Annotated in this window: 28 protein-coding genes and 2 pseudogenes; 7 read left to right on the forward strand and 23 right to left on the reverse strand. The window is 61.0% G+C overall.

What is annotated here, in order from left to right:
- Positions 1–119: 119 nt before the first annotated feature.
- The 5 genes and pseudogenes from FHT87_RS08315 to FHT87_RS08335 form a co-directional block, all read right to left on the reverse strand.
- A pseudogene (locus FHT87_RS08315) lies at positions 120–218 on the reverse strand (twin-arginine translocase TatA/TatE family subunit); the annotation flags it as partial.
- 338 nt (positions 219–556) lie between these two features.
- Positions 557–979: a hypothetical protein gene (locus tag FHT87_RS08320; protein WP_183800894.1), complete on the reverse strand. Its 423-nt coding sequence runs from the start codon at positions 977–979 to the stop codon at positions 557–559.
- Positions 970–1,893: a U32 family peptidase gene (locus tag FHT87_RS08325; protein ID WP_183800897.1), complete on the reverse strand. Its 924-nt coding sequence runs from the start codon at positions 1,891–1,893 to the stop codon at positions 970–972. Before FHT87_RS08325 ends, FHT87_RS08320 begins: the two co-directional genes overlap by 10 nt.
- Positions 1,894–1,896: 3 nt before the next feature.
- Entirely contained in the window at positions 1,897–2,874 is a 978-nt protein-coding gene (locus tag FHT87_RS08330) for a peptidase U32 family protein (protein WP_183800900.1), read from the reverse strand.
- The gene (locus FHT87_RS08335; protein ID WP_183727110.1) at positions 2,865–3,371 is read right to left on the reverse strand and encodes an SCP2 sterol-binding domain-containing protein; all 507 of its coding nucleotides are present in this window, start codon (positions 3,369–3,371) and stop codon (positions 2,865–2,867) included. Before FHT87_RS08335 ends, FHT87_RS08330 begins: the two co-directional genes overlap by 10 nt.
- 101 nt (positions 3,372–3,472) lie before the next feature.
- On the opposite strand from FHT87_RS08335, the gene FHT87_RS08340 reads away from it, so the two are divergent.
- Positions 3,473–4,981 (forward strand): UbiD family decarboxylase, encoded by a 1,509-nt coding sequence (locus tag FHT87_RS08340; RefSeq protein WP_183800903.1) that lies wholly within the window; start codon positions 3,473–3,475, stop codon positions 4,979–4,981.
- Positions 4,965–5,603: a UbiX family flavin prenyltransferase gene (locus FHT87_RS08345; RefSeq protein ID WP_183800906.1), complete on the forward strand. Its 639-nt coding sequence runs from the start codon at positions 4,965–4,967 to the stop codon at positions 5,601–5,603. The genes FHT87_RS08340 and FHT87_RS08345 overlap by 17 nt, the downstream gene beginning before the upstream one ends.
- Positions 5,604–5,756: 153 nt before the next feature.
- On the opposite strand, the pseudogene FHT87_RS31520 reads toward FHT87_RS08345, so the two are convergent.
- Positions 5,757–6,023 (reverse strand): annotated as a pseudogene (locus tag FHT87_RS31520) (hypothetical protein); the annotation flags it as partial.
- A gap of 65 nt (positions 6,024–6,088) precedes the next feature.
- Here FHT87_RS31520 and FHT87_RS31170 point away from each other — a divergent pair.
- Positions 6,089–6,568, forward strand: a complete 480-nt coding sequence (locus FHT87_RS31170) for a hypothetical protein (RefSeq protein WP_246699579.1) — start codon at positions 6,089–6,091, stop codon at positions 6,566–6,568.
- A gap of 34 nt (positions 6,569–6,602) precedes the next feature.
- On the opposite strand, the gene FHT87_RS08360 is transcribed toward FHT87_RS31170, so the two are convergent.
- The 3 genes from FHT87_RS08360 to nirK form a co-directional block, all read right to left on the reverse strand.
- Positions 6,603–7,298, reverse strand: a complete 696-nt coding sequence (locus FHT87_RS08360) for a Crp/Fnr family transcriptional regulator (RefSeq protein ID WP_183727116.1) — start codon at positions 7,296–7,298, stop codon at positions 6,603–6,605.
- The gene (locus FHT87_RS08365) at positions 7,288–8,250 is read right to left on the reverse strand and encodes an SUMF1/EgtB/PvdO family nonheme iron enzyme (RefSeq protein ID WP_183800909.1); all 963 of its coding nucleotides are present in this window, start codon (positions 8,248–8,250) and stop codon (positions 7,288–7,290) included. Before FHT87_RS08365 ends, FHT87_RS08360 begins: the two co-directional genes overlap by 11 nt.
- Before the next feature lie 82 nt (positions 8,251–8,332).
- On the reverse strand, positions 8,333–9,481 hold the full coding sequence (gene nirK / locus FHT87_RS08370; protein WP_183800912.1) for a copper-containing nitrite reductase: 1,149 nt from the start codon (positions 9,479–9,481) through the stop codon (positions 8,333–8,335).
- Positions 9,482–9,681: 200 nt separating this feature from the next.
- Here nirK and FHT87_RS08375 point away from each other — a divergent pair, with 200 nt between their 5' ends.
- Positions 9,682–10,899 carry an NnrS family protein gene (locus FHT87_RS08375; RefSeq protein WP_183727128.1) on the forward strand — a complete coding sequence of 406 codons (1,218 nt, stop codon included), beginning with the start codon at positions 9,682–9,684 and terminating at the stop codon, positions 10,897–10,899.
- 245 nt (positions 10,900–11,144) lie between these two features.
- Here FHT87_RS08375 and FHT87_RS08380 read toward each other — a convergent pair whose 3' ends face one another.
- From FHT87_RS08380 to FHT87_RS08400, 5 genes are all read right to left on the reverse strand, one after another.
- On the reverse strand, positions 11,145–11,582 hold the full coding sequence (locus tag FHT87_RS08380) for a CBS domain-containing protein (protein ID WP_183727130.1): 438 nt from the start codon (positions 11,580–11,582) through the stop codon (positions 11,145–11,147).
- A gap of 294 nt (positions 11,583–11,876) precedes the next feature.
- Positions 11,877–12,182 carry a metal-sulfur cluster assembly factor gene (locus FHT87_RS08385; RefSeq protein WP_183727132.1) on the reverse strand — a complete coding sequence of 102 codons (306 nt, stop codon included), beginning with the start codon at positions 12,180–12,182 and terminating at the stop codon, positions 11,877–11,879.
- Complete coding sequence (locus tag FHT87_RS08390) at positions 12,169–12,696, reverse strand: DUF2249 domain-containing protein (RefSeq protein ID WP_183727134.1); 528 nt, start codon at positions 12,694–12,696, stop codon at positions 12,169–12,171. The genes FHT87_RS08385 and FHT87_RS08390 overlap by 14 nt, the downstream gene beginning before the upstream one ends.
- Entirely contained in the window at positions 12,680–14,053 is a 1,374-nt protein-coding gene (locus FHT87_RS08395; protein ID WP_183727136.1) for a hypothetical protein, read from the reverse strand. Before FHT87_RS08395 ends, FHT87_RS08390 begins: the two co-directional genes overlap by 17 nt.
- A gap of 15 nt (positions 14,054–14,068) precedes the next feature.
- Positions 14,069–14,353, reverse strand: coding sequence for a DUF2249 domain-containing protein (locus FHT87_RS08400; RefSeq protein ID WP_183727138.1), 285 nt, complete (start codon positions 14,351–14,353; stop codon positions 14,069–14,071).
- A 260-nt stretch (positions 14,354–14,613) separates the two neighbouring features.
- Here FHT87_RS08400 and hemN point away from each other — a divergent pair, with 260 nt between their 5' ends.
- Positions 14,614–15,966: an oxygen-independent coproporphyrinogen III oxidase gene (hemN, locus tag FHT87_RS08405; protein ID WP_183727140.1), complete on the forward strand. Its 1,353-nt coding sequence runs from the start codon at positions 14,614–14,616 to the stop codon at positions 15,964–15,966.
- Between the two features lie 148 nt (positions 15,967–16,114).
- On the opposite strand, the gene FHT87_RS08410 is transcribed toward hemN, so the two are convergent.
- The 6 genes from FHT87_RS08410 to FHT87_RS08435 all read right to left on the reverse strand — a co-directional run bounded on the left by FHT87_RS08410 (position 16,115) and on the right by FHT87_RS08435 (position 21,686).
- Positions 16,115–18,001 (reverse strand): VWA domain-containing protein, encoded by a 1,887-nt coding sequence (locus FHT87_RS08410; protein ID WP_183727142.1) that lies wholly within the window; start codon positions 17,999–18,001, stop codon positions 16,115–16,117.
- Between the two features lie 7 nt (positions 18,002–18,008).
- Positions 18,009–18,821 carry a CbbQ/NirQ/NorQ/GpvN family protein gene (locus FHT87_RS08415; RefSeq protein ID WP_183727144.1) on the reverse strand — a complete coding sequence of 271 codons (813 nt, stop codon included), beginning with the start codon at positions 18,819–18,821 and terminating at the stop codon, positions 18,009–18,011.
- Between the two features lie 27 nt (positions 18,822–18,848).
- Positions 18,849–20,189 carry a cbb3-type cytochrome c oxidase subunit I gene (locus FHT87_RS08420; protein ID WP_183727146.1) on the reverse strand — a complete coding sequence of 447 codons (1,341 nt, stop codon included), beginning with the start codon at positions 20,187–20,189 and terminating at the stop codon, positions 18,849–18,851.
- An 18-nt stretch (positions 20,190–20,207) separates the two neighbouring features.
- The gene (locus FHT87_RS08425; protein ID WP_183727148.1) at positions 20,208–20,660 is read right to left on the reverse strand and encodes a cytochrome c; all 453 of its coding nucleotides are present in this window, start codon (positions 20,658–20,660) and stop codon (positions 20,208–20,210) included.
- A 205-nt stretch (positions 20,661–20,865) separates the two neighbouring features.
- The gene (locus FHT87_RS08430) at positions 20,866–21,147 is read right to left on the reverse strand and encodes a cytochrome C oxidase subunit IV family protein (RefSeq protein WP_183727150.1); all 282 of its coding nucleotides are present in this window, start codon (positions 21,145–21,147) and stop codon (positions 20,866–20,868) included.
- Entirely contained in the window at positions 21,144–21,686 is a 543-nt protein-coding gene (locus FHT87_RS08435) for a cytochrome c oxidase subunit 3 (RefSeq protein WP_183727152.1), read from the reverse strand. The genes FHT87_RS08430 and FHT87_RS08435 overlap by 4 nt, the downstream gene beginning before the upstream one ends.
- Before the next feature lie 160 nt (positions 21,687–21,846).
- Here FHT87_RS08435 and FHT87_RS08440 point away from each other — a divergent pair, with 160 nt between their 5' ends.
- Positions 21,847–22,002 (forward strand): hypothetical protein, encoded by a 156-nt coding sequence (locus tag FHT87_RS08440; RefSeq protein WP_183727154.1) that lies wholly within the window; start codon positions 21,847–21,849, stop codon positions 22,000–22,002.
- Positions 22,003–22,219: 217 nt separating this feature from the next.
- Entirely contained in the window at positions 22,220–22,471 is a 252-nt protein-coding gene (locus FHT87_RS31030) for a hypothetical protein (RefSeq protein ID WP_183727156.1), read from the forward strand.
- 62 nt (positions 22,472–22,533) lie between these two features.
- On the opposite strand, the gene FHT87_RS08450 is transcribed toward FHT87_RS31030, so the two are convergent.
- The 3 genes from FHT87_RS08450 to FHT87_RS08460 all read right to left on the reverse strand — a co-directional run bounded on the left by FHT87_RS08450 (position 22,534) and on the right by FHT87_RS08460 (position 25,911).
- Positions 22,534–22,986 carry a pseudoazurin gene (locus tag FHT87_RS08450; protein ID WP_183727157.1) on the reverse strand — a complete coding sequence of 151 codons (453 nt, stop codon included), beginning with the start codon at positions 22,984–22,986 and terminating at the stop codon, positions 22,534–22,536.
- Between the two features lie 253 nt (positions 22,987–23,239).
- Positions 23,240–25,165: a PAS domain-containing sensor histidine kinase gene (locus FHT87_RS08455; protein ID WP_183727159.1), complete on the reverse strand. Its 1,926-nt coding sequence runs from the start codon at positions 25,163–25,165 to the stop codon at positions 23,240–23,242.
- Positions 25,166–25,182: 17 nt separating this feature from the next.
- A complete protein-coding gene (locus FHT87_RS08460; RefSeq protein ID WP_183727161.1) occupies positions 25,183–25,911 on the reverse strand; it encodes a helix-turn-helix domain-containing protein in 729 nt (242 codons plus the stop codon).
- Between the last annotated feature and the right edge of the window lie 45 nt (positions 25,912–25,956).

Raw genomic sequence — 25,956 nt, forward strand, 5'->3', positions numbered from 1 at the left:
ACGTTCACCCGTGGCCTGCGCATCGATCCTGATCAAGACCGATCTGCATCTGCGCCGTCCTTGTTCGTTTCGCCGGTGGCCTCGCCATCGATACCCTTCCTGAAGGCCCGGATCCCCTACGCGACATCGCCCATCAACTCGGGGATCCTGCCGCGTCCAAACAGGATGAGGACGATCGTAAGTACGATCAGCCAATGGCAGGCGCTAAAGCTTCCCATTCCAATCACTCCTTGAAACGCGATGAGCTTAGACCTTCCTGTTCGACCGTGATTGATCTGGAGCAAATGCAATGATGTTGGTGAAACCGGCCGCGACTGATGCGGCCGCCGCAGTTTCCGACGATAGGCCCGTTACGGATATCGATGTCCGCCCGCTTGCCCGTCGCCGTGCCCATGCGTCCCGGGCGTTCGCTCGCCGACAGTCGGCTCCGGCGCGAGGGTCGGCCGTGTCTGCAGGAGAAACATCTCGAGAGCGGCGCGCGATTCCGCGCCGGGCGAACCGCTACAGCTTATGACCTCGAGCATGTCGACGTGCCGATCCCAGCGGCTCTCTGCCTTCATGATGGAATTTCCCCAGCCTCTTTGGCGACAAAGGGTTGCTGGGCGCCAAGAATGTCGCGCCGATTGGCGACGAAGGCTCTGAGAAGCTGAGAGCCCATTTTCGCCTGGTTTGCCACATCGTCGAAAATCAGAGCCGCTTCCTCGACCTCGCCGATTTCGGAGGCAGGTCCAAACTGCTCGAGTTCCTTCAGAAGTTCCAGGAGCGTGCCGACCTTCGTTCTCTGGCGCAGCGCCGACATGAACAGTTCCTGCACGACGGCGGCTCTTTGTCTTGGAACAAGATGCGCGAGCAATTCACTGATGATGAGGGTGCAGCTGCAGTCGGAATCCGGGTCCTTCGCAAAAGCCTTTATCTGACGCAGAGCCGAGAAGATCCGTCTGTCGCCGGGAGTGTCGCTTTCCGACAGTCTCATCTGCATTGTGTCAAATCCTTTGCGTTTTTCAGGCGCGCGACCCATTCCGCGCCGGTCCTGCCGTGGTAAAACCCGTTCGATAGCGGAACGTCCGGATAGACTTCGCGCAGCCTCGTCAGCGCCTGCGCAGGCTCGATATCTCCATTCAAGACCCTGCGAAAAGTCTGGGACACCTCGACCATGTCGCAGGTCTGCGGTGACAGCCGAAGCGAACTGACACCCTGAGCCGTCCATTCGTCGGAGCGCTCGATCAGGGCCTGGCATGTATGCGAAAGCGTTTGCACGCCGTTCAGGGCAAGGAAGGGCTGGCCTGAAATGGTATTGACCGTGATGCCATCAGGATCCTCCTGGCAGACGAACTGGCAATTGTCCTTGGTTCGCCCTTTCGAGCGGGCGTGAGCGCAGCGCGCGGAAATGGCGAGCGGCACACGGCCGAAGGCGAAGACCTCCAGATCGAGATTCGGACAGGTCCTGGCAATGGCGGCGACGGACGAGGCCGGAAGCTCCGGCGGCAGGCAGATCGCCGTCGCACCATTGGATGCCAGAACGCGTGCGGTCGCTGCGTTATAGACATTGATGAACGGTCCAACGGCGTGCGGCCGGCCCTTTAGGAGATAGAGGGCAGAGAGATCATTGGCCTCGACGAGCCTGGCATCCTCTTGAGCGAGCGCCCTTTGATAGTTCGCCTCGCGATCGAGCGTGACGAGCGCCAGTGTCGAGAGCCTGACCTCTTTTCCTGCGGCCTCCAGCCGCTCGATGACAACAGCGAGCTCGGCCTCCATGAAATGCAGGCGCTTCGAGCAGATCGTCTCGCCGATGACGACGACATCGACAGGCGCTTCGTCGGCGATCCCGAAATAGAAGTCGCGCCATCGGTCGCTCGGCCAGAGATATTGGAGCGGGCCAAGTGTCAGCTTCATCTCTTACCTCCACCGCTTCTCATAGGCGCCATGCGTCGTCTCCAGTCCCTCGCTGAGGGCCTTGAGACGGGCCATCAGTGCGGGGCGATCGGCGGGGGCGGCTTTCATCGTGGCGCGGAGCGTCGAAACGACTTGCGAGATATAAGCCTTGCCGCGTTGGCGCCCCTCCACCTTCAGCGCCGTGACACCGGCTGCTTCGAGTTCGTCCAGCTGGTCCATGACATCAAGAGAAACCGGGTCCTCGAATGCGTAGGTCTTGCTCTTGCCGATCGCAAAGCGCCCCTTGCACAGGGTTGGATAGCCGGCCGGTTCCCTCTCGGAGAACCTGTTGATCGTATACCCGCCCAGTTCCGATACCATGTCGGTGCCTTCCTGACGGTAGCGGACATGGCTTGCCGGAGAGCAGACGCCGTTCATGTTGGGCGATTTTCCGGTGGCGTAGGAGGAAAGCGAGCAGCGCCCCTCCGCCATGACGCAGAGGCCGCCGAAGACGAAGACCTCAAGCTCGCAAGCTACGCGACGAGCGATGCGGGCAATGTCGGCGACCGTCAGCGTTCGGGGAAGGACGACGCGCGCTGCGCCAAAACTTTCGACCAGATAGGCAAGCGCGTCCGGATTGGAGGCCGAAGCCTGCACCGAAATATGCAGGCGCTGATGTGGGTGACGTTCGGCAACATGGGCCATCAGCCCGAAATCGGCGACGATCAGTGCGTCGGCCCCGGCATCGGTCGCTTCCTGCGCCCGGCGATACCAGAGATCCTCCCGCCCTGCCGTCATGAATGTGTTCAGTGCCACGAACGTCTTGACGCCTCGGGTGCCGGCATAGGAGACGGCTTCCCGGAGCTCCTGCAGATCAAAATTCAAACCTGGGAAGTTTCGGGCGTTCGTTTCGTCGCGAAACCCGCAATAAACCGCGCCCGCACCTGCATCGACGGCCTCTCTGAAGGACGAGGGGGTTCCGGCTGGGCATATCAGTTCCATCTGGCACCTTCTCCCTTGAGTGCACGGCGCCGGATGGATGAGAGTGCCGCCATCACGGGGCGGCGGATCGGCCCCGACATGTCTCCGGCGAGTTTCACCAGATCGATTCCGCTGTCATCGAGCGCATTTCGAAGCGCGAGCACCGCTTCCATATTGCCTGTCACGGCAAGCTTACGGGCAAAGAAGACGGCATCACCATCCAGGCGGCCCTCGGCAAGCCCGAGCATCAGGAGCAGGGGGCCGCTGATCCTGGCGTCCGCCTCCGGCGCGCGCCCGCGCCGGAAGGTTCGGATACTGCCTCCGGCAGGCCGGATCACGAACTCGAAGGCAAGGTCGGAGGGGGCAAAGCCGAAACATAAATATCGATAATCCCCGAGCCGGTCGAAGAGCCGGGGGTGGGATTTGAGCACTTGCTGAAACAGCAAGGATGCGGCGCGGGCCGCGATCGGCAACGGCACGATGCCGGCCGCAGCCATCAGGCGGGATGGAACAAGCATTGGGGCCTCTTCTCGTGAGAGTGGCACCCTAGAGCCTGCTGCATTCGCCCTGTTTGTTTTGAGACAAAGACAGGAGCGGTTTCCTCGCCGATTGCATCCCCATGCTGAACGATGCACCCAAGATCAAACGTCATGCCGACCTGCAATCCTTCATTCGTGAGCTCGAGCAGCGCAGGCTGCTTCTGTCGGTCGACGAACCCGTGTCGCTCGTCCACGAGCTGACGGCCCTGCATCAGCAGGTCCTCGAGGAAAACGGGCCGGCTCTTCTCATAAAGGCACCGATAGACGCCGATGGACGGCGCAGCCCTATCCCCGTGCTCGTCAATCTGTTCGGCACCAGGGAGCGCATAGAGCTTGGCTTCGGTGTCGGGCAGGGCGGTCTCGGGCGACTGGCAGAGGATCTCGCTGATCTTCGAAATCCATCTCCGCCAAAGTCGCTTGCAGATGCTTTGAGCAAGCTCTCCCTGCTCACGGCCGCAAGTCGCATGCGACCGAGGCATCGGCGCATAGGCCTGTCGCAGGCGGTGGTCTACCGGGGAGCCGAGATCGATACCGGCATGCTTCCAGTCCAATGGTGCTGGCCAGGCGAGCCGGCCCCCCTGGTAACCTGGCCGCTGGTCATCACCTGCGATCCCGACGATCCCTACGACGTCAACGTCGGCATCTACCGGATGCAGGTTCGCGACCGTTCCTCGCTGATCGTGCGCTGGCTTGCCCATCGCGGCGGCGCAAAACACTTCCGTGAGTGGCAGCGACGCGGTCAGGACATGCCGGTGGCGATCGCAATCGGCAACGACCCTGCGACCCTGCTTGCCGCCGTCATGCCCCTGCCCGAAGGCGTGAGCGAACTGAACTTCGCCGGTCTTCTGCGTGGCGCGCGCACGCAAGTCGTCAGCGCTCTGACCGTGCCGCTCGACGTGCCGGCCTGCGCCGAGATCATTCTGGAGGGGCGCGTGTCGATCGACGAGACTGCGCCTGAGGGTCCCTACGGCGATCACACCGGTTATTACAACAGCGTCGAACCCTTTCCGATCGTCCGGCTGAGCGCCATCACCACCCGTCGCTCGCCGGTTTACCTGTCGACCTATACCGGCCGCCCGCCCGACGAGCCTTCCAGGCTCGGGGAGGCGATGACGGAGCTGTTCATCCCGATCCTGCGGCGACAATTTCCCGAAATCTGCGATCTCTGGCTGTCGCCGGAGGCTTGCTCCTACCGCACGGCGGTCGTCGCGATCGACAAGCGTTATCCCGGACAAGCCCGCAGGGTGATGATGGGGCTCTGGTCGATGCTTCCGCAGTTCAACTACACCAAGCTGATCATCGTGGTCGATGCCGATATCGGCGTGAGGAGCTGGGAGGATGTCATGTGGGCCGTGTCCACGCGGTTCGATGCGTCACGCGACCTGATGGTCCTCGAAAATACGCCGATCGATTATCTCGATTTTGCATCGCCCCGAGCGGGTCTCGGAACAAAGATGGGCCTCGACGCCACCCGCAAGATCGGGCCGGAGAGCGACCGCGAATGGGGTTGCGAGCTGCGCATGCCGTCAGACATTGCGGCGCGCGCGGCAACAACATGGGAAAGGATCAAACGTGACATCGTTTCATGAGCAGCGCGACGTCGTGCTGGCGGTTACCGGAGCTTCCGGCGCGGCTCTCGGTCTTGCCGTCCTCGATCTCTTGTGCGGGCTCGGCATGCGGGTGCATCTCGTCGTCTCGCAAAGCGGCAAGCGGACCTTGTTGCACGAGGCTGGGGCCGACGCCCATGACCGGATGCTGCCGAAGGCTTACAGAAGCTATGACAATGCAGACATCGGCGCGACGATCGCCAGCGGCTCGTTTCCGGTCGCGGGGATGATCGTCGCGCCCTGCTCGATGAAGACGCTGGCTTCAATTTCAACCGGCCTTTCCGCAAGCCTCGTGGCACGTGCCGCCGATGTTCAGCTCAAGGAAAGACGGCGGCTTGTGCTGATGACGCGGGAAACGCCATTGCATCTCGGGCATCTGCGCAACATGACGTCAGTTACGGAAATGGGCGGGATCGTCATGCCGCCGGTCCCCGCCTTCTATAACCGACCGCTGTCGGTGCAGGAGATCGTGGATCACCTTGCCCGCCGCGCCGTCGATCTTCTGGGCCTGCCGGTCGCGCCGCTGGCAAGCGCCTGGTCCGGCGAGGCGGACTTCGATCAGCCGAAGACGGAAATCGGGTCGGCGCCGAAGAGCAGGGCGTGACCGCCCGCAAGGAGCAGCCAGACGACCAGCGCGATCGTGGCCATCGCTGCTGCCACAAGCGCTGCGTCCCGATTTCGGCCGGACCCCGGAAACAAACGCCGCCTGGGGCCAGACGGACGTCTGCGCGGCGTAGATTTCCCAGTGATCGCCGAGACGCTTTCTCGCCCGGCGCTCGGCCATCGGAATGCCGGCGAGTGCGAAAAGCCCAAGCCCACCGAACAGCAGAAGCGACGCAAGTCTACCCGCTAAGATACGCGTCTTGCCAGGAGAACGTGTGCGGCACTGATCATGGCCGTTCCGATTACGTCTTTCTCGATCGCCTGGATTGCCGCCTTTCTGAGTTGAAGCGTCGGTCCGGTCACGATGCCAGACCCGGGGTGTCTGAACGGAGGGAGGCGAAATTGACGGGCTTGTCGGTATCGGCCTTGTCCGCCCGGCTCCTGGGGAGGTCGACGAGACGAGCCGGACGGCGTCGGCGGCGTCTTTTGATTTCGACGATGAAGGGCTTTTGCGATGTGCGCATCGGCATTCCTTTCCTTATGTCCGCGGTCACCTGCCGCGAACCACAGAAAGATCCTTATGGCCTGGGGCTTTCGTTCTCTTTGATGGAGGTCAAAGACGTCGAAATGCTACCCGCTATGCTCCGGTCCATTATCGATGAGAGGGGAGGAGCCCGCATGTTGTCGAGGTTCATCACAGCATTCCTGAAATCTTCCGGAGAAACAGGTGTCGTGCTGATGGAGCACGAGGGCGCACAGCGCGTGGTCATCATCGATCGCGACGCCCTGCAGGAGATCAGCAATCCACCGCGCGCCGATGAGACAAGGCTGCAGGAGCATGTGGGAACGATATGCGAAATCGCCGCCTCCAAGATACTTCTGCAGCCGCAGTCGTCATTTTCCCGGATACGGATATCGAGGGACGACGTCGAGGCGTGGAAGGCGTCGCACGATACGCTCCACTAGGACAAAAGCTGAGCCGTGATAGGGCCGACTCGGCTTAATCGCCTTCGCCTTCAGCAAGTCTAAGAAGACGCTGCGGATCGGTGACCGTCAGCTTCTGCCTGCCGCCCTCGACTATGCCCTTGCCTTCCCAGGCGCTCAGGATTCGCGACACCGTGTGCAGTGTCGTGCCCGTCATTTCAGCAATATCCTGCCGTGAAATCGGGAAATCGATTTTGATCGCGGTTCCCACCGCCTTGCCGGCCTGTTTGGACAGGCGCAGCACCGCATGAGCGACCCGCTTTTCCACCTCTTCGGTCGACATTTCGCGGATGCGGGTGTGCGCCTCCTCGAGCCGCTGGCCGATCGTCTGCATCGCACTCATTGCCAGGCGAGGATTTTGCTCGACGAACCGCGACCACATGTCGGTCGGCCATCCGAGGATGAGGCTTTCCGCTGCGGCAGTGGCCGTGCCCGGATAGTCCTGTCGGCGCAACGCCATGGCGAAGCCGAACAGGTCGCCTGGATGCACCATCCTGACGATGATCTGCTGGCCGTCATGCGTGACCTGCGTGACCTTGAGCCTGCCATGCAACAGCAGGAAGAACGATTTCGCCGGTGCTCCCTGCTCGAAAACAGCATCGCCCTGGGTGATGCGGCGCGGTGTGGCATGCTCGAGCATGGCGTCGAGGTCGGCATCGGTCATGCGTTCGAAAAGCGCCAGTGACTTCAAAACTGTACGGTCAACCTTCATCGTCGTCCCGCTGAACTCCCTTGGAAATGGCACCGGCGAGCATATCGGCTGCGGCACGGCGCGTGAAGTCTTCGATGCTCTCGATGAAGCTTGGCTGCCGGACGAGCCGGAAACCGAGATTGTCGGGCGGGCTGCCGACCGAGCATCCGCCGCCCTTGGGATTTCTCACAAAGGTACTCATCGGGGCGCGGTGCCTGCCGGCGGCGATCATGATGCCGCAGCTGGTCGGGTCAGGCTCGTCGACACCGGCTTGCTTGTCGAGGTCGATGCGCTTGTTGCAGGTCGAGGTCCATTCCCAGACGTTTCCGCCGAAATCGGCAAGGCCGGTCTGGCTCACGCCGAACCATCCCCTCGGTTGCGGCGCCGGGTCGATCGAGGCGGTGCGCCGTGCCTCGCGTTCATAGTCTGCAAGCCAGCGCAGCGCAGGATTGTTGCTGTCTGCATCGATGCCGAGCGCATCATCGGGAAAACGATCGGCAGCGGCGTAGGCGAGTTCGAAATCGGTCGGAAGCCGCCAATGTTCGCCCGTCTTTTGGGACAGCCAGTCCGCGTAGCGCAGCGCGTCCTCGTAGTTGACGCCGGTAACCGGCGTGTCGTGGCCGGAGGTCGCGCTTCGCCCTTCCGGCTCTGTGCAGATGCCATCGGCCACGCAACGGTCATATTCGGAAAGGCTGGTCTGATATTTCATGACCGTCAGGGACATCCGGACGTGGGCCTCGCGCTTCGGCGCATCGACAGCCAGGCCTCTGCGGAAATATTCGGTCGCGTCGCGATACTGGAATTCATGGGGTGCGATGGTTATGACCTCGGGAACGGCAAATGCGGCATCGCGCCGCCCGATGTTCATGAACCCGGTCTCGACCGCAAGCGCTGCGGAAAGGGTCCCAAGAAGCGCAAGCGGGATAGCGATCGAAAGGCCGGAAACTCGTGCAGTCTCGGCGTGCGGTGTCATATCCTTGTCGCGGCATGCGCCCCCTTTTTAAGAAAAGATACTGTGCAGGCCGCCCTCACGGCCTGCACAGCCCCACCCCAGGTCAGCTGGCCGACGGCGACTTCACCGAAGTCATCAGATCGTCGTTCCAGTCCCCGGTGACCTTGAAGTGGGCAGCCGCACCGAGTTCGAACGCCTCGATGAGGTTGTGGTTGACATAGGCGTAGATGCCCGGCTGCGCGAAGGTGCAGAGTGCGGCACCCGCCGTGCCGCCCGGGATGAACCAGGTCTCCTGGTCTATGTCAGGCACGTTCGCAAACTTGCCGGTCGCCCAGACATATTCGCCGTGGCCGCCGATGAGATGCGGTCGTGTGTCGCGGTTGGCCTGCGAATGCACGATGAGCACGGTTTCGCCGACCTTGGCGGTCATCGCATTGTCGCCCGTCAGCGCGCCGACGGCGCCGTTGAAGACGATATGGGTCGGGGTCAGCGTCTTCATGACGGCAAGCGTGTCTTCATAGGCCTCGCCGGGGCTGTCGTATTTCTTGAACTTGCCGTTCTCATCGCGCGGGATGTAGAAATCCTGCTCGCCGACGTAGTAGATCTTGTCGTAGACGAGGGGCTTTCCGTGGCCATCGGTGAGTCCTTCGCGCGGAAGAACCATGATTGCGCCGTTCATCCCCGACGTGACGTGCCAGGGTACCATGCCGGGAGGTGCGCAGTGATAGACGAAGACGCCTGCCTTCGTCGCCTTGAAGCGCAGGACGGTGCTTTCGCCGGGGCCGACGACCGTCAATGCACCGCCGCCAAGCCCGCCCGTTGCGGCGTGGAAGTCGATATTGTGCTGCATCGTGTTCGTTTCAGGATTGACCAGCGTCAGTTCCACATAATCGTCCTGGTGAACGACCATCAGCGGGCCGGGTACCGAACCGTCGAACGTCATCGCGTTCACCTCGGTCCCATCCTTATCGAGCACCATTCTCTTTTCCTGGATGGTCAGCGTGAATTCCTTGATCTTCGGGCCACCCTCGGCTTTCTGGCTGTGTGGATGGACGAAGGGCGGCTTGACCAGTTCGATCTTCTCGCGCCGAAGCTTGGTGAAGTCGGCTGTCGGCGCCTTCCTGGGCGCGTTCACCGCCACCACCTCGTCGGCATGGGCAGCGTTATTTGCGATGATAATGGGGGTCAGCGCTCCTGCGACAGCAGCGCCCGTAAGCATCGTGCGACGGGTCATTTGCAGAGTATTCGTCATTTCTAATCTCCTGTAGTCGAAGCGCGAGCGTGAGCCGCCCGGTCGAGAAGGAAAGTAGTAGAAACCCCGCTGGACTGTTTGATTTGGAGCAAACTGACTATTTGTGTCAGCGCAAAGTTCTGCCCCCGCTCTTTGCGTAATCTCAACGACTACCTCGACAATCTCCAGCATTGCTGTGTCGTCAATTTGGAGACACGGAAATGAAAAACACTTCGGATGCCAGGCGAGATTTTCCGCGCGGCATGTCGCGAACCGGACCTGTCCTCTTCTCCTATGGCTTCCGGCCATTCTTTCTGGCATCGGCGCTCTGGGCCATCGCAAGCCTCGACCTGTGGGTGGCCTATCTGAGCTTCGGCATCCCTGTCGCATCGGACTACGGGACACTGTACTGGCATGCGCATGAGATGCTGTTCGGTTTCGCACCGGCGGTGCTGGCCGGCTTCTTGCTGACGGCGATCCCGAACTGGACCGGCCGCCTGCCGATCGCCGGCAGGCCGCTGGCAATCCTGTTTGCGATCTGGTGTGCCGGCCGCATCGCCATGCTGCTCAGCGGCTCGATCGGGATTGTCCTTGCGAGCGCCGTCGATAGCCTGTTCCTGCCTGTCATGCTCGTTATCTGCGCGCGTGAGGTCGTGGCTGGCAGGAAATGGAAGGATTTAAAAGTCATCGCGGGGCTCTTTATCCTTTCGCTCGCAAACCTGGTCTTTCACATCCAGGTCATCGAGGTAGCAGGCCCGGAACTCGCGATCCGTCTCGGAATCGGTGCCTACGTGCTGCTCGTGACGATCGTCGGAGGTCGGATTCTGCCGAGCTTCACCCGCAACTGGATCAATCAGTTCGGCCGTACGGACTTTCCGGTGCCATATAACAGCTTCGATGCGGCCACCATCATCGTCGGTGCGGTCGCGCTTGTCCTGTGGGCGAGCGTTCCGGATTCCACGGCAACCTGCGGGACGGCGGGCGTCGCTGCGATCCTGAACACGATCAGGCTGGTCCGCTGGCGCGGCTGGACCACCTGGCCGGAGCCCATTCTGTTCGTCCTGCATGCGACCTTCATATTCGTGCCTTTCGGTTTTGCCGCCATCGCACTTCAAGCATCCGGATGGCTGCCCGAAGTGGGTGTGTTGCATATATTCGCGATAGGCACGATTTCGATGATGATGCTCGCAGTGATGACGCGGGCAACACGCGGCCATACCGGGCGGAAACTGAAATCGAGCCGGATGACCAATATTTCCTACCTCCTGCTTGGCTGCGTTGCACTCGTCCGGCCGCTTGCCGAACTCGTTCCTGCGCTGAGCACCGGGATCCTTGCCGTGGCAGCGATCGGCTGGACGGCGGCTTTCGGATTGTTCGTGGTGGAACATGCGCCGCTCCTATGGTCGGGACGCAAGCCTCTGACGATGAAGGGAGGGTGATTATGCCCGAAGCGCTCAAGCTGGCAGCCTGAAGGCGAGAGCCCTTTGGCTGTGTGACCACCCGTCACGTGCCCCACCGACACTGAGAGCGGGACCGATCATCCTGTGCACATGAGAAAATGTCAGCCATCCCCAAATGGTCGCGTGCGCCTATAAAGCGCCCGCGCCAAGGCTATGGCGCGAGCGACTGAATGAGGGATGGCGGCCAGCAGGCCGACAGTTTTGCTATGGAGCTGCGCGGACCGTCAGTGGGCTGTCTGCGAATGAGCGCCGCCGCGTTGTGAGATGCCACCCAGCGCCTTGCCTGTTTCCTTGGCACTGCCTTTCATGGCGAGATCGCCAAGCGAGATGATGCCGATGAGCCGCTTTTTTCGGTTCAGCACCGGCAAGCGCCGGACTCGAAGATCGCCCATGTTATGAAGAACGTCTTCCACGTCTTCGTCCTCGAAGCAGTATTTGACATCGGTACTCATCACGTCCCGTACCTTCGTCTTCGGGCCTCTTCCCTCTGCCACGCCACGGATGGCGATGTCACGATCGGTGATCATACCGACCAACCGGTCATTCTCACCCACCGGCAGAACCCCTGTGTCGAGACGCCCCATCATTAAGGCGACATCCTGCAATGTATGCTCCGGATCGGTGATCTGGACGTCTGTCGTCATGCAATCGCTGATTTTCATGATAACCTCCCTCGCACTGCCCACGCCGAGTGGCTTGGGCTAACAACAATCAACGCGCATCGGTCGGAAACGTTCCGGACACGAGCCCAGTGGATGACCGTCGTGGAAAGCTCGCTTCGCGACTATGGTGGAATATCAAACCGGCCATTTGCCGGGGCAGGGCAAGTCGGTTCGGGAGCGGGTCGATCATCTTCGATGATGTCGGGCGCGCATCGTTCTTCCGCGAGCCGATTGCAGCATCTCCTCGGGGCGCCTCGATGCAGGGAGGACCGACTGACCGCCCTTGGCAAAGGGTCACGTCTTCGGCAGGCCGAAGAGCGATACCATGTCCGGCGACCAGGCCGGCTCGTAGACGAGGTCGACAACGGCCTGTCTTACGCCGGCAATATCCTCAACACGCTGACGTGCGGCGTCGGCAATATAGCCGGAGGCCGGACAGAAACGGGTTGTCGTCGTCATCTTGATCTTCACGACAGCAGGCTCGGTGACATTGATTTCGTAGACCAAACCGAGGTCGACGATACTCGTTCCCATCTCGGGGTCTTCTATTTCGCGCAACGCATTGCGAACGTCCTGTTCCGTGACCTCAGACGCCGGCATCGTTCTGGCCTCCCGTGGTTGTCCTGATCATGATCCGATAGGTCTTGCCGGACGAATCGAAATTGCCGATCCATTCGTGGCCCCGTGCCTTCAATTCGTTGAACAGGAAGACGGGTTCCCGGTTGAGAAGGGCAAACAGAACCTCGCCGTCCTCCATCGTCTCCAGCCGGGACAGAATGCGCTCCATCGGCTCGGGTGGCGCAAGGTCGGTCAGGTCGAGGTTCCAGACCGGCTCGGGCCAGACCGCCTCGGTCACCGCGACTGCCGGTTCAGATTGCTGGATGGACTTGTTCGGGATGAAATCGATTTCCCAATCATCATCGGCCAGACGCTTTGTGACATGTGAATAGCCGCGCTTTTCGAGCTGGCGGATCAAGGGGACGGGCTCGAATATTGCACGCAGTTTCAGACCTTCATCGGGATCGAGACCGGCGAATGCGTCCATGATGAGCTGGAACGGCATGCCGCCGTCACGCAGGATCTGTCGGACGTCGAGTTCACGGAACTGAACCATTGGCGTTACCTCTGTGGTTTGCGGCGACGAATAGCGCCGGCTTGTGAAATGGTGCGGTCTTGATCTGGGGTTCTACGTTCGCGAGCGTGCGGGCGAGCACCAGCTCGACGATAAGAGCAACGGTCGATGCGGTTTGAAGGACCGCGAACACGCGAAAACCCATGTCGGATCCAAGGCAGAGTGTGGTCGCAGCGCCGACGACCGAAAAGTAGAAGAGGCCAAGCCAGAGGCCGGCCCGGCGTCCGTTGATGAGTTCGCCGAGCTTGGGCGTCGGCTTGCGGCCAAGAAGCGGGCCGAAGGCCTCGATCCAGGTGAGAAATGGAACGATTTTCAGGAGTTGGGCGAGACCGAAGCCGGTGAGCCAGCCGAACACGAAGAGATAGACGATCGCCGACAGGTTACGCGTCTCGGCATGCAGGAACAGGGACAACGCAAGAAGGGAGACGGAGAGGCCGAGCATCGCGAAGGCCGGCAATGATCCCAACGTATTCAGCTCGAGCGCCGGACGGCGCCTGGCGCGATATGTTCTGTAAATTTCGAAGAGATAGGTGGCTACGATCAGCCCAAACAGCACCGCGGCCGACAGGAAAACGGCGTGCGCAAAATCGGGTTCGACGACGGCGGCGATCGCTGCCACCGACAGGAGCAGAACCGCCAGCGTGCTCGACCGGCGAACGAACTGGACCTTGCGCATATCGTCGGACAGCAGGAACATCGGAAGCAACTTGTAGCTGACGCCGATCGCCGCAAGGGTCATCCATCCGCCGAGGCCGAAACTCGCATGGTAAGCCACCGCATCCATGCCATAGGCAACGATTGCCGGTGCTTCCATCTGACCGGAGATCGTCAGCGCGAAAAGGGCGCCGAAGGCCGTTGTGACGAGTAGGCATCCGATACCAACGAGGACGATAAGGGAGGCGGCATGCACGCGTCTTCCCCGCCAGAGTAAGGCAGACAAGGATAGCGAAACAGCAGCGATGGAGGTTGAAATCGCGGCGGACGCTGCAATCATCACCGAACCGGCCGCGGAGGAACCGAGGCCGATCAGATGAAATCCCAGCATGAGAAGTGCCGGACCGACGACCATGCCGGCGAAAACTATCGGATCGAAGCGGCTGGCGGGTCTGTCATTACCTGTCAGGACCGGCGCGAACTGAAGCAACGAGCCGATCATGAGAAGCAGAAGCCATCCGAGCGTCACGGCGTGCACGATGGCAAGCGCTCCAGGCTCGGCGATACCAAGGGAAGGGGTCCAAACGCCGGCTGCAAGCAGGCACTCCGCCAGCAGCAGGTAAGACAGCGCCGCGCCGAAATACGACATCGTCCACCGCGACAGGGTCGTGCCCACTGGCATCATGGCACGTCCCCGGCGCTAGTGGCTGCCGCAGCAGCAGTCGCAACCCGCATCGAGGCGGATGATCTCCACGCGCCAGACGTCCGGTCCCTGTTCCAGATATTCCCAGGAGAATTTTCCGGGCAGGGCGGTGTCGAGCTGGTACTGCAGGGGGCGGGGCTCGTGATCGCTGGTGATATGGAGGCTCTGGCCCGGCGTCAGCGAGTGCAGCGTGCCGAAGATCCGGGGATGGCGCTCGACGGGTGGCAGGATCCGCACGTCGATATGCGCAATCGCGGTCTGTGTGGCTGGCGCGTCTGTCATTATGGCTGTTTCCTTCTGCCGCGGGATGACTGATGACCGGACCGCGACGCATCCTGTGTCAGGGCGGAAGATAGCTGGGCGCAGACCGGCCAACTTTGACAGCGAGCAAACAGTCGGGCGATTGTCGGTTGTCCTAGGCGCTGGCCACCGCCCGGCTTGCTGTTTGTCAGCGTCACGCGGGTCATTATTGATCCAGGACAAGGAAGCCTGCCCCTTCGTCGGCATATGCACATCATGACACTCTCATGAAGGAAGCCGAAATGTCCGATACTCTGGTCGCCAAATATGGCGAGGCCCGCCTGCCACGTTACACCAGCTATCCGACCGCACCTGCGTTTTCGCCGGTCGTCGGGCCGGAGCAATATGCGCACGGTCTTTCCGACGTCGCAGCCGCCGGACCCGTCTCCGTCTACCTGCATGTTCCCTTCTGTCGTTCCATGTGCTGGTATTGCGGCTGTCACACGACGATCACGCGTCAGGACGCGCCTGTTCTCGAATATCTCGACGTCTTGAGCCAGGAGATCGAACTCGTATCGCAAGCAGCCCGAAACGAGGTTCCGGTCAAGAATGTTCATTTCGGTGGCGGCACGCCGACAATCATGAAGCCGGACGAATTTTCGAGCCTGATGAACAAGCTCAAGAGTGCGTTCCAGTTTACGAGCGACTGCAGCGTTGCGGTGGAGATCGATCCGCGGACGCTATCGGGCGCAATGATTGCCGCTCTCGGCGAGAACGGCGTCGACCGCGCAAGTCTCGGCGTCCAGAGCTTCGACCCGGTGGTTCAAAAAGCGATCAACCGGATACAGAGCTTCGAGCAGACTCAGGCCGCCGTGATGGGGCTGCGAGCCTATGGTGTGACGAGCATCAATTTCGATCTTATCTACGGACTTCCATATCAGACCATTCAATCCTGTATCGAAACGGTCAGGACGGCTGTCGAGCTGCGACCGGAGCGTTTCGCCGTTTTCGGCTATGCCCATGTGCCGGCATTCAAGAAGCACCAGCGGCTGATCGATGAAGCCGCACTGCCCGATGCCACCCAACGCAACGAGCAGGCCGAGGCGATTGCCGAGGAGCTGGAGAGCGCCGGATATGTGCGTGTCGGCCTCGACCACTTCGCATTGCCCGACGATCAGCTCGCCATTGCCTCGCGCTCGGGTACCCTGCGGCGGAACTTCCAGGGCTACACGACGGACGAATGCGAAACCCTGATCGGCCTCGGCGCCTCGGCAATCGGACGGCTGCCTGATGGCTACGTTCAGAACCATGTCGCTCTTGGACGCTATGCCGAGCGGATCGCTTCCGGAATCCTCGCAACGGCCAAGGGGTACGGGCTGACCGGTGAGGACAAATTTCGCGCCAGAGTGATCGAGCGTCTGATGTGCGACTTCAAGGTCGATCTCGCAAAGCTCGGCGCGGAAGACGGCTATGATGTCGGCTTCCTCATCGAGCGGAACGACCGATTGGACAGTCTCCTGTCGGATGGCGTGGTGACGGTGGAGAATGGCTGCATCACCGTCTCGAAGGAGCATCGCTTCATGGTCCGCGCCGTTGCGGCGGCCTTCGATGCCTATTTCGGTTCGTTCGGCCGGACGCACAGCAAGGCGGCATGACCTCCGGTTGACCGTTGACACAAGCGGCAGGGGACCAATGGTGATATTCCTGCCGTTTACTCCTCCCCCTATTAGTGCGAAAAACCGGGCCGGAAACAATTCCGCCTGGTTTTCGACGTGCGAAAGGGGGGCTTGGTCTTTCACGCCGTTATGCCGTCAAGCTCCTGTAGATGGCCGGCAGCGCACTCGGCAATTTCGAAATGTTCGACACGAGGGCAAAACCGGATCTGCCGAAGATCGCCGGCAGGTAGTCGCCGGCGCTGCGATCGACCGTCACGGCAAAGACCGCCTGTCCTTTCGTGCGTGCTTCCATGACGGCCTTGCGGCTGTCTTCAAGGGCGAAACGACCCTCATAGTGATCGACGTCGTTGGGTTTGCCGTCCGTCAGAATAAGCAGCAGCTTCTTTCTTGCGCCGTCGCTTTCCAATTGGCTGGAGACGTGCCGGATGGCCGCCCCCATGCGCGTGTAGTAACCGGGCTTGAGGCTTGCGATGCGGCTGGCAGTCCTGGCCGAGAAACTCTCGTCGAAATCCTTGACGGTATCGACACGAACCCAGTTGCGTCGCCTGGACGTGAAGGTCTTGATGGCAAAGCGGTCGCCGCAAGATTGCAGGCCGCGGGCAAGGACGTTGAGCGCCTGCATCTCCACATCGAGAACCCGGCGGTTGTCGACCCAGGAGTCGGTCGAAAGGGAGACATCGACAAGGATCGAAGTCGCAAGCTCGTGGCGGGCAGGGCGCGCGCATCCATAGATCCGGTCGTCCGGCTGGCCGGTGGCGATGAAGTCGATGCGGGAGCGGATAACCGCTTCGAGATCGATCTGATCCCCGTCCAGTTGCGCCCGCCGCAGCTCACGCTTCGGGCGCAGCATCTCGAACTGACGCCTGACCTTGCGAACGAGAGCCGCGTCGCTGGCGATCACCTGGTCCACCCTGTCAGGCGACGAACCAATCACCACGCGGCAATGCTCGGCGAGATACTGGTTTTTCCGGAAATCCCATTCCGGATAGGTGAATTCCCCGTCTATCATCGTCGGGTCGACGGCCTCAGGCGAGAGGTCCAAGTCGAAGTGAAATCTGGACTTCGGCCGTTCGCGCGTTTCGCTGAGCGTGATTTCCTCGAGTTCCTCGGCCGCCGACGGATCGTGCTCCTCGCTGTCATCGCTCGGGCGATCGACATTGACCATCTCCGCCATGGCGAGGATCTTTTCGAAGCGGTTTAAGATGAAGGGGTCGCGCTTGCGGTCGTCAGCGGCGCGTTTGCGTGTTGCCTCATGCGATGGCCGCGCCTGCCGGTCGTCACCCGACTGATCGGATGGAAGATCATCGCGCTCTGAGGAGTGCATCTCGCTGCGGCCCCTGAAATCCGGCCAGATCGGCAAAGGCAGCATCGGCAGATAACCGGCAGGGGCGGCACGTATCTTCGGGCGGACGGCGTCGGGAAGGGGATGATGCAAGGGAACGGTGAGCGCCAGCTGGGCGAATTCCTCGATCCACCGTTCGGCTTGAGGAAGCGTCCCGCGCCTGCGGCAGCCAAGCAGCGCCCGGGTGAGCCGCGCGTAGCGCGCCGCCATTCCAGGAAACCTCTGGATGACCAGGGCGGAATTTTCCCGGCCCGTTTCGATCCGCCACAGGTCGGCAAGGGCCGGATCGGCAGGGGATGAAACGGACGGTGCGGTCGCCACATAGGCAGCCAGCCAGGAATAAAGATCGCGATTGAGCGAGCGCTCGTCGAAAAGATCGACGACGGCAGGCAGATGGATTGCCGTGCCATCCCAGCTCGGATGGTCAGATCTTTCTTCGCCGAGGCCGATGACTTGTCTCAGCCGCAGCCTGTGCATCGAGGTTTTCTGCCTTGCTCTTTGAACCTGCAGTGTAGCGTCTCCGCCGAATGCCCTGAAGCAGACGGCAAGCTGCGGTCTGAGTTCGGCAAGGTGAACGGCCGCCGCAGGGTGATGCGGCCATGAACTGGTGTCGCCGACCAGTCGATGCCAGGCGCGCCCCACCGTCTCTTCGAGTTCCAGAAATTCCAGCATGCTTCACCTATCCGATCGAGGCCCTGGCGACCTCGACGAGGGCGGCCTTGACGTCCGGTTCGTCTGTCAGCGGTTCGATGATGGCTGCCCGCACAGCCTCGATCGTCGGCAGGCCGGCGTCGATGAGCGAGGCGCAGTAGATCAGCAGGCGCGTCGAAACACCTTCCTCCAGATCCTGACCCTTGAGCGCGCGCAGGCGCCGGGCAAGCTCGACGAGCGGTGCGACCCTGGCCTCGGCAAGGCCGCTTTCGAGCGACACCGTGGCGATCTCCCGTTCGCGCGGCAGGAAATCGAATTCGATCGAGACGAAGCGCTGACGCGTGCTGGGTTTCAGCGCCTTCAACAGGTTCTGGTAGCCGGGATTGTAGGAGACGACGACCATGAAACCGGGGCCGGCTTCGAGCACTTCGCCGGTCCTTTCGAGCGGCAGGATGCGACGGTCGTCCGTCAACGGATGAAGGACGACCGTCACGTCCTTGCGCGCCTCGACAATTTCATCGAGGTAGCAGATGCCGCCATCCCGAACGGCCTTGGTGAGCGGCCCATCCATCCAGACCGTTTCGCCGCCCTTGAGAAGATATCGGCCGGTAAGGTCCGCGGCCGTGAGGTCGTCGTGGCAGGAGACCGTCGACAAAGGCAGGCCGAGACGGGCGGCCATGTGCTGCACGAAGCGTGTCTTGCCGCAGCCGGTCGGCCCTTTCAGAAGGATCGGGAGTTGTCGCGTCCAGGCATGCTCGAAGAGTGCGCATTCGTTTCCCTGAGGCGCGTAGTGCGGTATTTCCACATCAAGATTGTGCGGATGGTTGAAGGCTATGGTCATCGTTGTTCTCCAGGAAAATGGCCCGCCTCACTCGGCGGGCTGGACCACTGGGCTTGGGACACGCGTCCGTCCGGGGACGAGCAGCGACCAGATGAACATCAGGGCGCTGATGAACACGAAGATGCCGGAGCCGAGTCTCACCCAGTAGAAGAGAGCGAGCTGATCCTGGACCTCCATGTAGGACTCGCCGAGGACCCGCTGCAGGTGCACCTGGATGATGCCGGCAAATGTGAGCGCGAAGGTCATGACCGACATGGCAGTGCACATGATCCAGAAACTGGCGATCGACAGCCATTGATTGTAGGGCGCGCGGCCGTGGATTTGCGGGACGGCATAGGCCATCGCTGCGAGATTAAGCATCACATAGGCGCCGAAGAAGGCCAGATGCCCATGGGCTGCGGTGACCTGCGTGCCATGGGTGTAATAGTTGACCGACGACAGCGTGTGCAGGAAACCCCAGACGCCTGCGCCAAAGAAGGCCATGACCGAGCAACCGATCGACCAGAGAAGGGCGGCCTTGTTTTCGTGCTTGCGGCCGGCGCGCCAGGTCATGACGAAAGTGAACACGACCATGGTGAAGAAAGGTGCTACCTCAAGCGTCGAGAAAAGCGATCCGATCCACTGCCAGTAACCGGGGGCGCCGATCCAGTAATAGTGGTGGCCGGTGCCGAGGATGCCGGAAAACAGCGCCAGTCCGATGATGACGTAGAGCCACTTCTCGACCACTTCCCGGTCGATGCCGTTCAGCTTGATCATCAGGAAGGCGAGCACCGACGCCATGATCAGTTCCCACACACCCTCGACCCACAGATGGACGACATACCACCAGTACATCTTGTCAAGCGCCAGATTGACGGGGTTGTAGAAGGCGAAGAGGAAGAAGATCGCGACACCCCACAGGCCGAAGAGCAGGATGTTGGTGATGGTCGTCTTGCGTCCCTTGAGCGCGGTCATGGTGACGTTGAAGAGGAACATCAGCGCCACGATCACGATCCCGACCTTGATCGCGAAGGGCTGTTCCAGAAACTCACGGCCTTCATGAATATGGAAGAGATAACCGACGACGGCCACTGCCGCCGCGATCAGGAAGATCCAGAACTGCGCGATTGCGATCCTGGTGCTGTAAAGTTCGGTTTCGCATTCCTCCGGCAGCAGGAAATAGGTCGTCCCCATGAAGCCCATGAGCAACCAGACGATCAGCGCATTGGTGTGGATCATCCGCACGATGTTGAAGGGCAGTTCGACGGATAGCGTATTGGGCAGCACGTAGATGGTGCCGGCGAGCACGCCGAACAGGAGCTGGGCCATGAACAGGCCGAGAGCTCCGTAAAAATAGAGCATTGCGACGCTCTGGGTCTTGTACTTCATTTCTATAGCCTCTCGCTGTCAGCCGGCCTGGTTCGGGGGCCAGTTCTGGGTGTTGGTCTTGCTGACCCATTCGAGGAAATCGGCGAGGTCATTGACCTCCTGGTCCGTCAGGTTGAATTGCGGCATCTGCCGTCGACCCTCGATGCCGGAAGGTTGCGCCGCCATCCACGCGTGAAGCGCCTCGCGGGCACTTGCCGGATCCTTGTCCCCACCCCAGCGGATCCAGACATTCGACAGTTCCGGCGCAAAATAGGCGCCTTCGCCATCAAGGGTGTGGCAGTTGATGCAGGCGTTCTTTTCCCAGACGTGTTTCCCGCGGGCGACGCTTTCCGTCAGCGTGGCCTCATTGGTGGAAACCGTGCGGATGTAGTAGTGACTGTGGGCAGTGAGACCCACGAATATGGCGAAGAAAAATGCCGACCCGCCGTAGAACACGTTTCGGGCCGCGGTTTTTGTCAGGCGTTCAGCCATCGATCATCCTTTCATGTCAGTGGCGGTGCCGCCGTGACGTCGGAATCGAGCCAGCGGGCTCGCTGGAAGGGAATGGCGGAATTCGACCGGGAGCTCTTTGCTCATTCGCAAGCAAGCCGACGAATGTGCGGCATGCCGGAGAAGCTGCACGCCGCGGACAGTCGGCACTCACGCGGGGAGCTTTTTTGAAGAGCGGAGCGAAATGTCAGACGGACAGTTGCAAGGCGGCGCGCGCGACCGCGATCAACAGCACGAGTGCCGCCCAGGACCACAAGGCCGCGATCAAGGGCGTCTGAGTTCCACGAAGTCCGAGAAAATCCAGCACGACAAGCCGGACCTTGGTGACGGTAATGACGGCGATCGTCATAGCGACGAGAACCGGAGGTACGCTGTCCGGCAGAGCGTGTGTCAGGATGAACGTGCAGCCTGTCAAAGCAAAGAGCAGCAGCAAAGCGCGCGAGCAATTCGGACGACCGGAGTGCTTCATAGCAGATAGACCACCGGAAACATGACGAGCCAGACGATGTCGATCACATGCCAGAGCGTGGTGATCAGATGGACATTTTCCCGCGTCGGAAAGACCGCGACGAGGACGAGGATCATCGATCCGAAAGCCACATGCGTCAGATGAAACCCGGTGATGAGAAGATAGAGCTGCGAGAAGGGATCGCCGGACAGAAGGGACGCGCCCTCGAATGCATATTCCAGGCCTTTGAGCCCGCCGAAAACGACCCCGCCCAATGCCGCCGCAAGCAGCATCATGCGCCGGCGAGAGATTGCGCTCTGTTCGGCTGCCTTGGCAGCAAGCCAGCCGCTTGCCAGAAGCACGATCGTGTTGGCGATCGGCAAGGCATGATCAAGCCTTGCCTTGCCGGCTGCGAATGTTTCTGGATGCAGCACGGAGGCGACGACGAAGGCCGTCAGCAGCGCCCCGAAGGCGACCAGCTCGCTCCAGGCAAGGATCCATACCAGGAGATCGCCATTGTCCGTATCGCGCGCGTCCTGGCTTGAGATTATCGAGGTCATGTTCTCAAGCTTATGACGAGGCCGAGCACCCGTCTTTGTGAAACCGCAAACAGCCGTGCGTCCCCTTCGGACGGACCGCTCGCCGAGCGGGAATTCTCTTTGATCGATCTCAAAGAAGCGCCCACCGCGACTGGCTATCCTGCGCCGCAAAGGAGACCTCATGAGCGACGCGCAAATCGGACTTTCGATAGCAACACCTGTCATCGTGATCTTCGCGATTACGCTTTACCGGATGGGCGTGCTGCAACGGACGGGTGTCGTGACTGCGGTCATTGCCGCCATTGCCATTGCCGCAAGCCTGTTCCTCCAGAGGTGAGCGATGAACCGCACGACATCTGACCCGTTCAAGGAACTCGAAGCCCGATACAGTGAGCTATTGTTCTGGGTGCGATCTTCCGAAGGCGATTGCCGATTTCCTGCCATGTCATGCAAATGAAAGGCTCTGCGGCACGGTCGCCGAAGGGCGCTTGTGCCTTGCTTCTGAGTACCATCGACTGGAAGAACAGATCGCTTCGGACTGGTTGGGGGCTATCATGGATGGCAGCGAGCGATCCGTCGATCTGCATCTGGCGTCCGCGCTCAGCCTACAATGTCTGCAAGCCACCGATTGCTCGCGGCCGAGGTCCCATCCGGGCGCCAGCCAGCGCCGGAGCGGCAAGCCAAAGATGATTGAAATGCGCCAATATGCGCAAGATTGCGTGAAAAACCGACCGCAATGGCCAGCGCACGTCAACATCGACCACCATGCCAGATCGTGCGGCTATTTCCATCGCTGCTGGCAATAGCGTCAAAGCAAATGGGAGGTACAGGCGGGGCGCATGACGCCACCGCCTGTGAGGGCCTTACGTTATTGGGTGAGCTGCGCGACCTGTGCGAGATCGGCATCAAGGCGCTTGCGCACCATGTTCGGAAGCTTGGCGGTCTTGATGGCTTCGAGGTTGGCGGGGTTGTCGCCGACCTGGATCAGCGCCACCATGCCCATGCCTGCGTGCGGCGTGCACTTGATGACATAGGCGCCGGGAACGTCGAATTTGGCCTGGTATTGCTCGCTCGGCTTGGATTTGAACTCCGCAGCCCCATCCGGAATAAGGCCTTTGTAGGTCTCGGCATTGTGGCTCTTGTCGGTGGGCACGAAGGTGACGGTGTCGCCGGGCGCGATCTTGACGAATCCCGGCTCGAAGACCATTGCGCCGTCAGCGCCCTTGTTGAGCATCTGGATCTGATGGTCGGCGGCCATGAGCGGCGCTGCCGATGCCATCAGAACCGCCGCGGCAGCGATCAGGCCAAATTTCAGACGCATTGCATTTCTCCTATCGTTCGGGGCCGATTTTGGCCTCGGCTGCGGTTCTAGGACATGCACGCGGCGCACTCTTTGATGCCCGTCAAATTGGCGGCGCCAATTCAGGCGATTGGCGGCTCTCCCGGTCCGGGTTCGACGACGTACAGCGAAAGGGCGGGGCAGGAGAGGGTGGGGATTTTGCGTACACGGAACCCTGCAGGCTCCGGCGCACGATCGGATTTCGGGATTCATTGAGAAGGCCAGCGCCCTCGCGTCACCGGGCGTCGATGAGCTCGCGCATTTTCAGGGCGAGGTCGCGGGCCGTATAGGGCTTGCGGAGCCATTGCGCGCCGGCGATGACCTCGTTTGCTGCCAGCGCGGGCTCCGAGTATCCCGACGTGAAGAGCACGGCGAGGTCAGGCCGTTCGACGCGGGCGGCCCTTGCCAGCTCATCGCCGGTCATGCCTCCAGGCATGACGATATCGGTGAACAAAAGCGCGATATCGGGCTGGTCTTTGAGCAGTTCAAGTGCCCTTCGGCCATTGTCGGCCTCAAGCACTGCATATCCCATCGCGGCGAGCCTGGCGACCGCAACCCTGCGGACGCGTGCGTCGTCCTCGACCACGAGAACGCGTTCGTCGCCGCCCGGCAAAGCTGATTCGCTTCTTTCGCCAACAGCGGCCTCGTCCCTCGTGCTGGCGCTTGAGAGCGCCGGCAGGTAGATGCGGATCGTCGAGCCGCGGCCGACCTCGCTATAGATCTGCAGATGGCCGCCCGATTGCTTGACGAAGCCGTAGACCATGCTGAGGCCCAGTCCGGTTCCGGATCCGACTTCCTTGGTGGTGAAGAAAGGCTCGATCGCGCGCTTCTTGACCTCCTCGCTCATGCCGCCCCCCGTATCGCTCATGGAGACGAGGACGAAATTGCCGCTACGAACCTCCGGATACATTTTCGCGTAGTCCGCATCGAGCTGCACGCGTGAGATCTCGGTGGTCAGAGTACCGCCTTTCGGCATAGCGTCGCGTGCGTTCAGGGCGATGTTGAGGATCGCGTTCTGCAGCTGGGAACTATCGACCAGCACGTTGAAATCGGATCCCGAAAGAACGGTCGACAATTTGATGTTTTCCCCGAGCGTCCTTCGCAACAGGTCCGAAAAGCCGGTGACGAGCTGGCCGAGATCGGCCTGCATCGGGTTCAGCGGCTGGCGTCTTCCGAAGGCCAGCAACTGTCCCGTGAGCTTTGCCCCGTCTGCTGCGGCATCCTGCGCTTCCCGCAGCATGTCGCGCAGCGGGCCTGACGGAAGCTTGTCCTCGATCATTTCCAGATTGCCGCTGATCACGGTGAGGAGATTGTTGAAGTCGTGCGCCAGCCCGCCGGTCAACTGACCCACGGCTTCCATCTTCTGGGCCTGGCGAAGATCCTCCTCGATCTTGAACCTGCTGGTCAGATCGCGAACGAAGCCGGTGAAAATCCGTTCGCCGTTTGCCGTCGCCTCGCCGACATGAAGCTCCATCGGAAACTGAGTGCCGTCAGCGCGCTGACCCGTCACGACGCGACCATAACCGATGATCCGCTTCTCGCCTGTCTGCATGTAATGGTCGATATATCCGTCATGCGCTGCGCGATAGGGTTCGGGCATCAGCTTCTTGACGTTCTGGCCGCAGATCTCGTCGGAAGCGAAGCCGAAGAGCGCCTCGGCGGCCTTGCTGAACGACATGACTTTGCCGTTCTGATCGATGACGACCATGGCATCGGGTACGGTATCGAGGATGGAAGACAGGTGCGCCTCACGCGCCCGTACGGCCTCTTCCGCCCTGCGTAAGGCACTGACGTCGCTGTTTGCCTCAATGATCACGGGATCGCCGTCGGGAAGATTGACGAGCACGCAGCGGGTTGCCACGTAGATGTCGTGACCGTTCTTGTGGCGATGCACGACCTCGCCCTGCCAGAAGCCTCGCGTCGTCAAATGTGCGCGTATGGCCTCCATCGGCTCGGGAAAGCGGGTATCGAGCAAAGCGTAGACGGTCTCGCCCACGGCCTCTTCACGAGACCAGCCGTACATGTTCTCGCTGCCGATCGACCAATGGGTGATCGTGCCTTCAAGCCGGTGCACGATGATATCGGCCGCGTCAAGAACATGCACGATTGCGTCCAGTTCCTGGGGTGATGCGATGCGCGGCGAGATCAGACGATGAGGCATAAACATTGGTTCCGTATTCAGTGGACGCTACTCCTATGGCAGGTTCCGTCCGAGAAATCATCCACATTGCCCGAGAGTTGCGCGAGGCGGCCAAGGTTGACGATGCGCAGATTGTGTCGTCCGTCCGGAACGACGATTTTCCTCTGGGCGAGTTTGCTGATCGAGCGCGAAACGGTCTCGATGGTCAGGCCGAGATAATCGGCGATATCCTGCCGGCTCATCGGCACCTCGAGCAATCCCTGGCAGAGCGTATCGCCGTGACGGGTCGCAAGCTTCATGAGAAAGGTGCAGAGGCGCTCCTCGGCATTTTTCCTGGACAGGAGCACGAGCTGGTCGTGGGCCGACGCGGTCTCCCTGCAGAGCAGGTTGATATAGGCCGGCCGCAGAAGCTCCGAGCGCTCCACCTCTTCCTGGAACTGTTTGCGCGAGAGGCGGCGAATCCTGCAATCCGTCACGGCTTCGGCGGTAAAAAGGAAATCCCCTTGCAGAAACGAGCCGACGACGTCGCCGGCGAAGTGAAAGGCGGTTATGACCCGGCGTCCATCGCCAATGATGCGATGTAGACGCACGACCCCTTCGGTGATCTGGAACAGATGCCGTGCGGCATCCCCCTCCCAACAGATCGCCTTTCCCGCCTCGATCGTCTCGGTCGCCGACATCTGGAAAAGCGACGACAGGCAATTGCCCTGAACCGCCTTTGCGCCAACATCGACGTTCTCGAATGCCTGGTGGCCTTGCATCAACATCCCAATGATCCCCGTGCCTTGATTGAGTGTGAAGCCAATAGAAAA

The organism is Rhizobium sp. BK316 (assembly GCF_014193695.1).
In the GTDB taxonomy this organism is placed as follows: domain Bacteria; phylum Pseudomonadota; class Alphaproteobacteria; order Rhizobiales; family Rhizobiaceae; genus Rhizobium.

Coding starts and splice junctions, on each gene's coding strand:
- FHT87_RS08375 (WP_183727128.1), top strand. CDS start 9,682: ATGAAAAACACTTCGGATGCCAGGCGAGATTTTCCGCGCGGCATGTCG.
- FHT87_RS08365 (WP_183800909.1), bottom strand. CDS start 8,250: ATGACACCGCACGCCGAGACTGCACGAGTTTCCGGCCTTTCGATCGCT.
- FHT87_RS08430 (WP_183727150.1), bottom strand. CDS start 21,147: ATGAAGCACTCCGGTCGTCCGAATTGCTCGCGCGCTTTGCTGCTGCTC.
- FHT87_RS31030 (WP_183727156.1), top strand. CDS start 22,220: ATGGATGGCAGCGAGCGATCCGTCGATCTGCATCTGGCGTCCGCGCTC.
- FHT87_RS08340 (WP_183800903.1), top strand. CDS start 3,473: ATGCTGAACGATGCACCCAAGATCAAACGTCATGCCGACCTGCAATCC.
- FHT87_RS08320 (WP_183800894.1), bottom strand. CDS start 979: ATGCAGATGAGACTGTCGGAAAGCGACACTCCCGGCGACAGACGGATC.
- FHT87_RS08455 (WP_183727159.1), bottom strand. CDS start 25,165: ATGCCTCATCGTCTGATCTCGCCGCGCATCGCATCACCCCAGGAACTG.
- FHT87_RS08390 (WP_183727134.1), bottom strand. CDS start 12,696: ATGGTTCAGTTCCGTGAACTCGACGTCCGACAGATCCTGCGTGACGGC.
- nirK (WP_183800912.1), bottom strand. CDS start 9,481: ATGACGAATACTCTGCAAATGACCCGTCGCACGATGCTTACGGGCGCT.
- FHT87_RS08440 (WP_183727154.1), top strand. CDS start 21,847: ATGAGCGACGCGCAAATCGGACTTTCGATAGCAACACCTGTCATCGTG.
- FHT87_RS08380 (WP_183727130.1), bottom strand. CDS start 11,582: ATGAAAATCAGCGATTGCATGACGACAGACGTCCAGATCACCGATCCG.
- FHT87_RS08360 (WP_183727116.1), bottom strand. CDS start 7,298: ATGAAGGTTGACCGTACAGTTTTGAAGTCACTGGCGCTTTTCGAACGC.
- FHT87_RS08460 (WP_183727161.1), bottom strand. CDS start 25,911: ATGTTGATGCAAGGCCACCAGGCATTCGAGAACGTCGATGTTGGCGCA.
- FHT87_RS08410 (WP_183727142.1), bottom strand. CDS start 18,001: ATGCTGGAATTTCTGGAACTCGAAGAGACGGTGGGGCGCGCCTGGCAT.
- FHT87_RS08420 (WP_183727146.1), bottom strand. CDS start 20,189: ATGAAGTACAAGACCCAGAGCGTCGCAATGCTCTATTTTTACGGAGCT.
- FHT87_RS08325 (WP_183800897.1), bottom strand. CDS start 1,893: ATGAAGCTGACACTTGGCCCGCTCCAATATCTCTGGCCGAGCGACCGA.
- FHT87_RS08330 (WP_183800900.1), bottom strand. CDS start 2,874: ATGGAACTGATATGCCCAGCCGGAACCCCCTCGTCCTTCAGAGAGGCC.
- FHT87_RS08415 (WP_183727144.1), bottom strand. CDS start 18,821: ATGACCATAGCCTTCAACCATCCGCACAATCTTGATGTGGAAATACCG.
- FHT87_RS08400 (WP_183727138.1), bottom strand. CDS start 14,353: ATGACAGACGCGCCAGCCACACAGACCGCGATTGCGCATATCGACGTG.
- FHT87_RS08335 (WP_183727110.1), bottom strand. CDS start 3,371: ATGCTTGTTCCATCCCGCCTGATGGCTGCGGCCGGCATCGTGCCGTTG.
- FHT87_RS08435 (WP_183727152.1), bottom strand. CDS start 21,686: ATGACCTCGATAATCTCAAGCCAGGACGCGCGCGATACGGACAATGGC.
- FHT87_RS08395 (WP_183727136.1), bottom strand. CDS start 14,053: ATGATGCCAGTGGGCACGACCCTGTCGCGGTGGACGATGTCGTATTTC.
- hemN (WP_183727140.1), top strand. CDS start 14,614: ATGTCCGATACTCTGGTCGCCAAATATGGCGAGGCCCGCCTGCCACGT.
- FHT87_RS08425 (WP_183727148.1), bottom strand. CDS start 20,660: ATGGCTGAACGCCTGACAAAAACCGCGGCCCGAAACGTGTTCTACGGC.
- FHT87_RS08450 (WP_183727157.1), bottom strand. CDS start 22,986: ATGCGTCTGAAATTTGGCCTGATCGCTGCCGCGGCGGTTCTGATGGCA.
- FHT87_RS08385 (WP_183727132.1), bottom strand. CDS start 12,182: ATGCCGGCGTCTGAGGTCACGGAACAGGACGTTCGCAATGCGTTGCGC.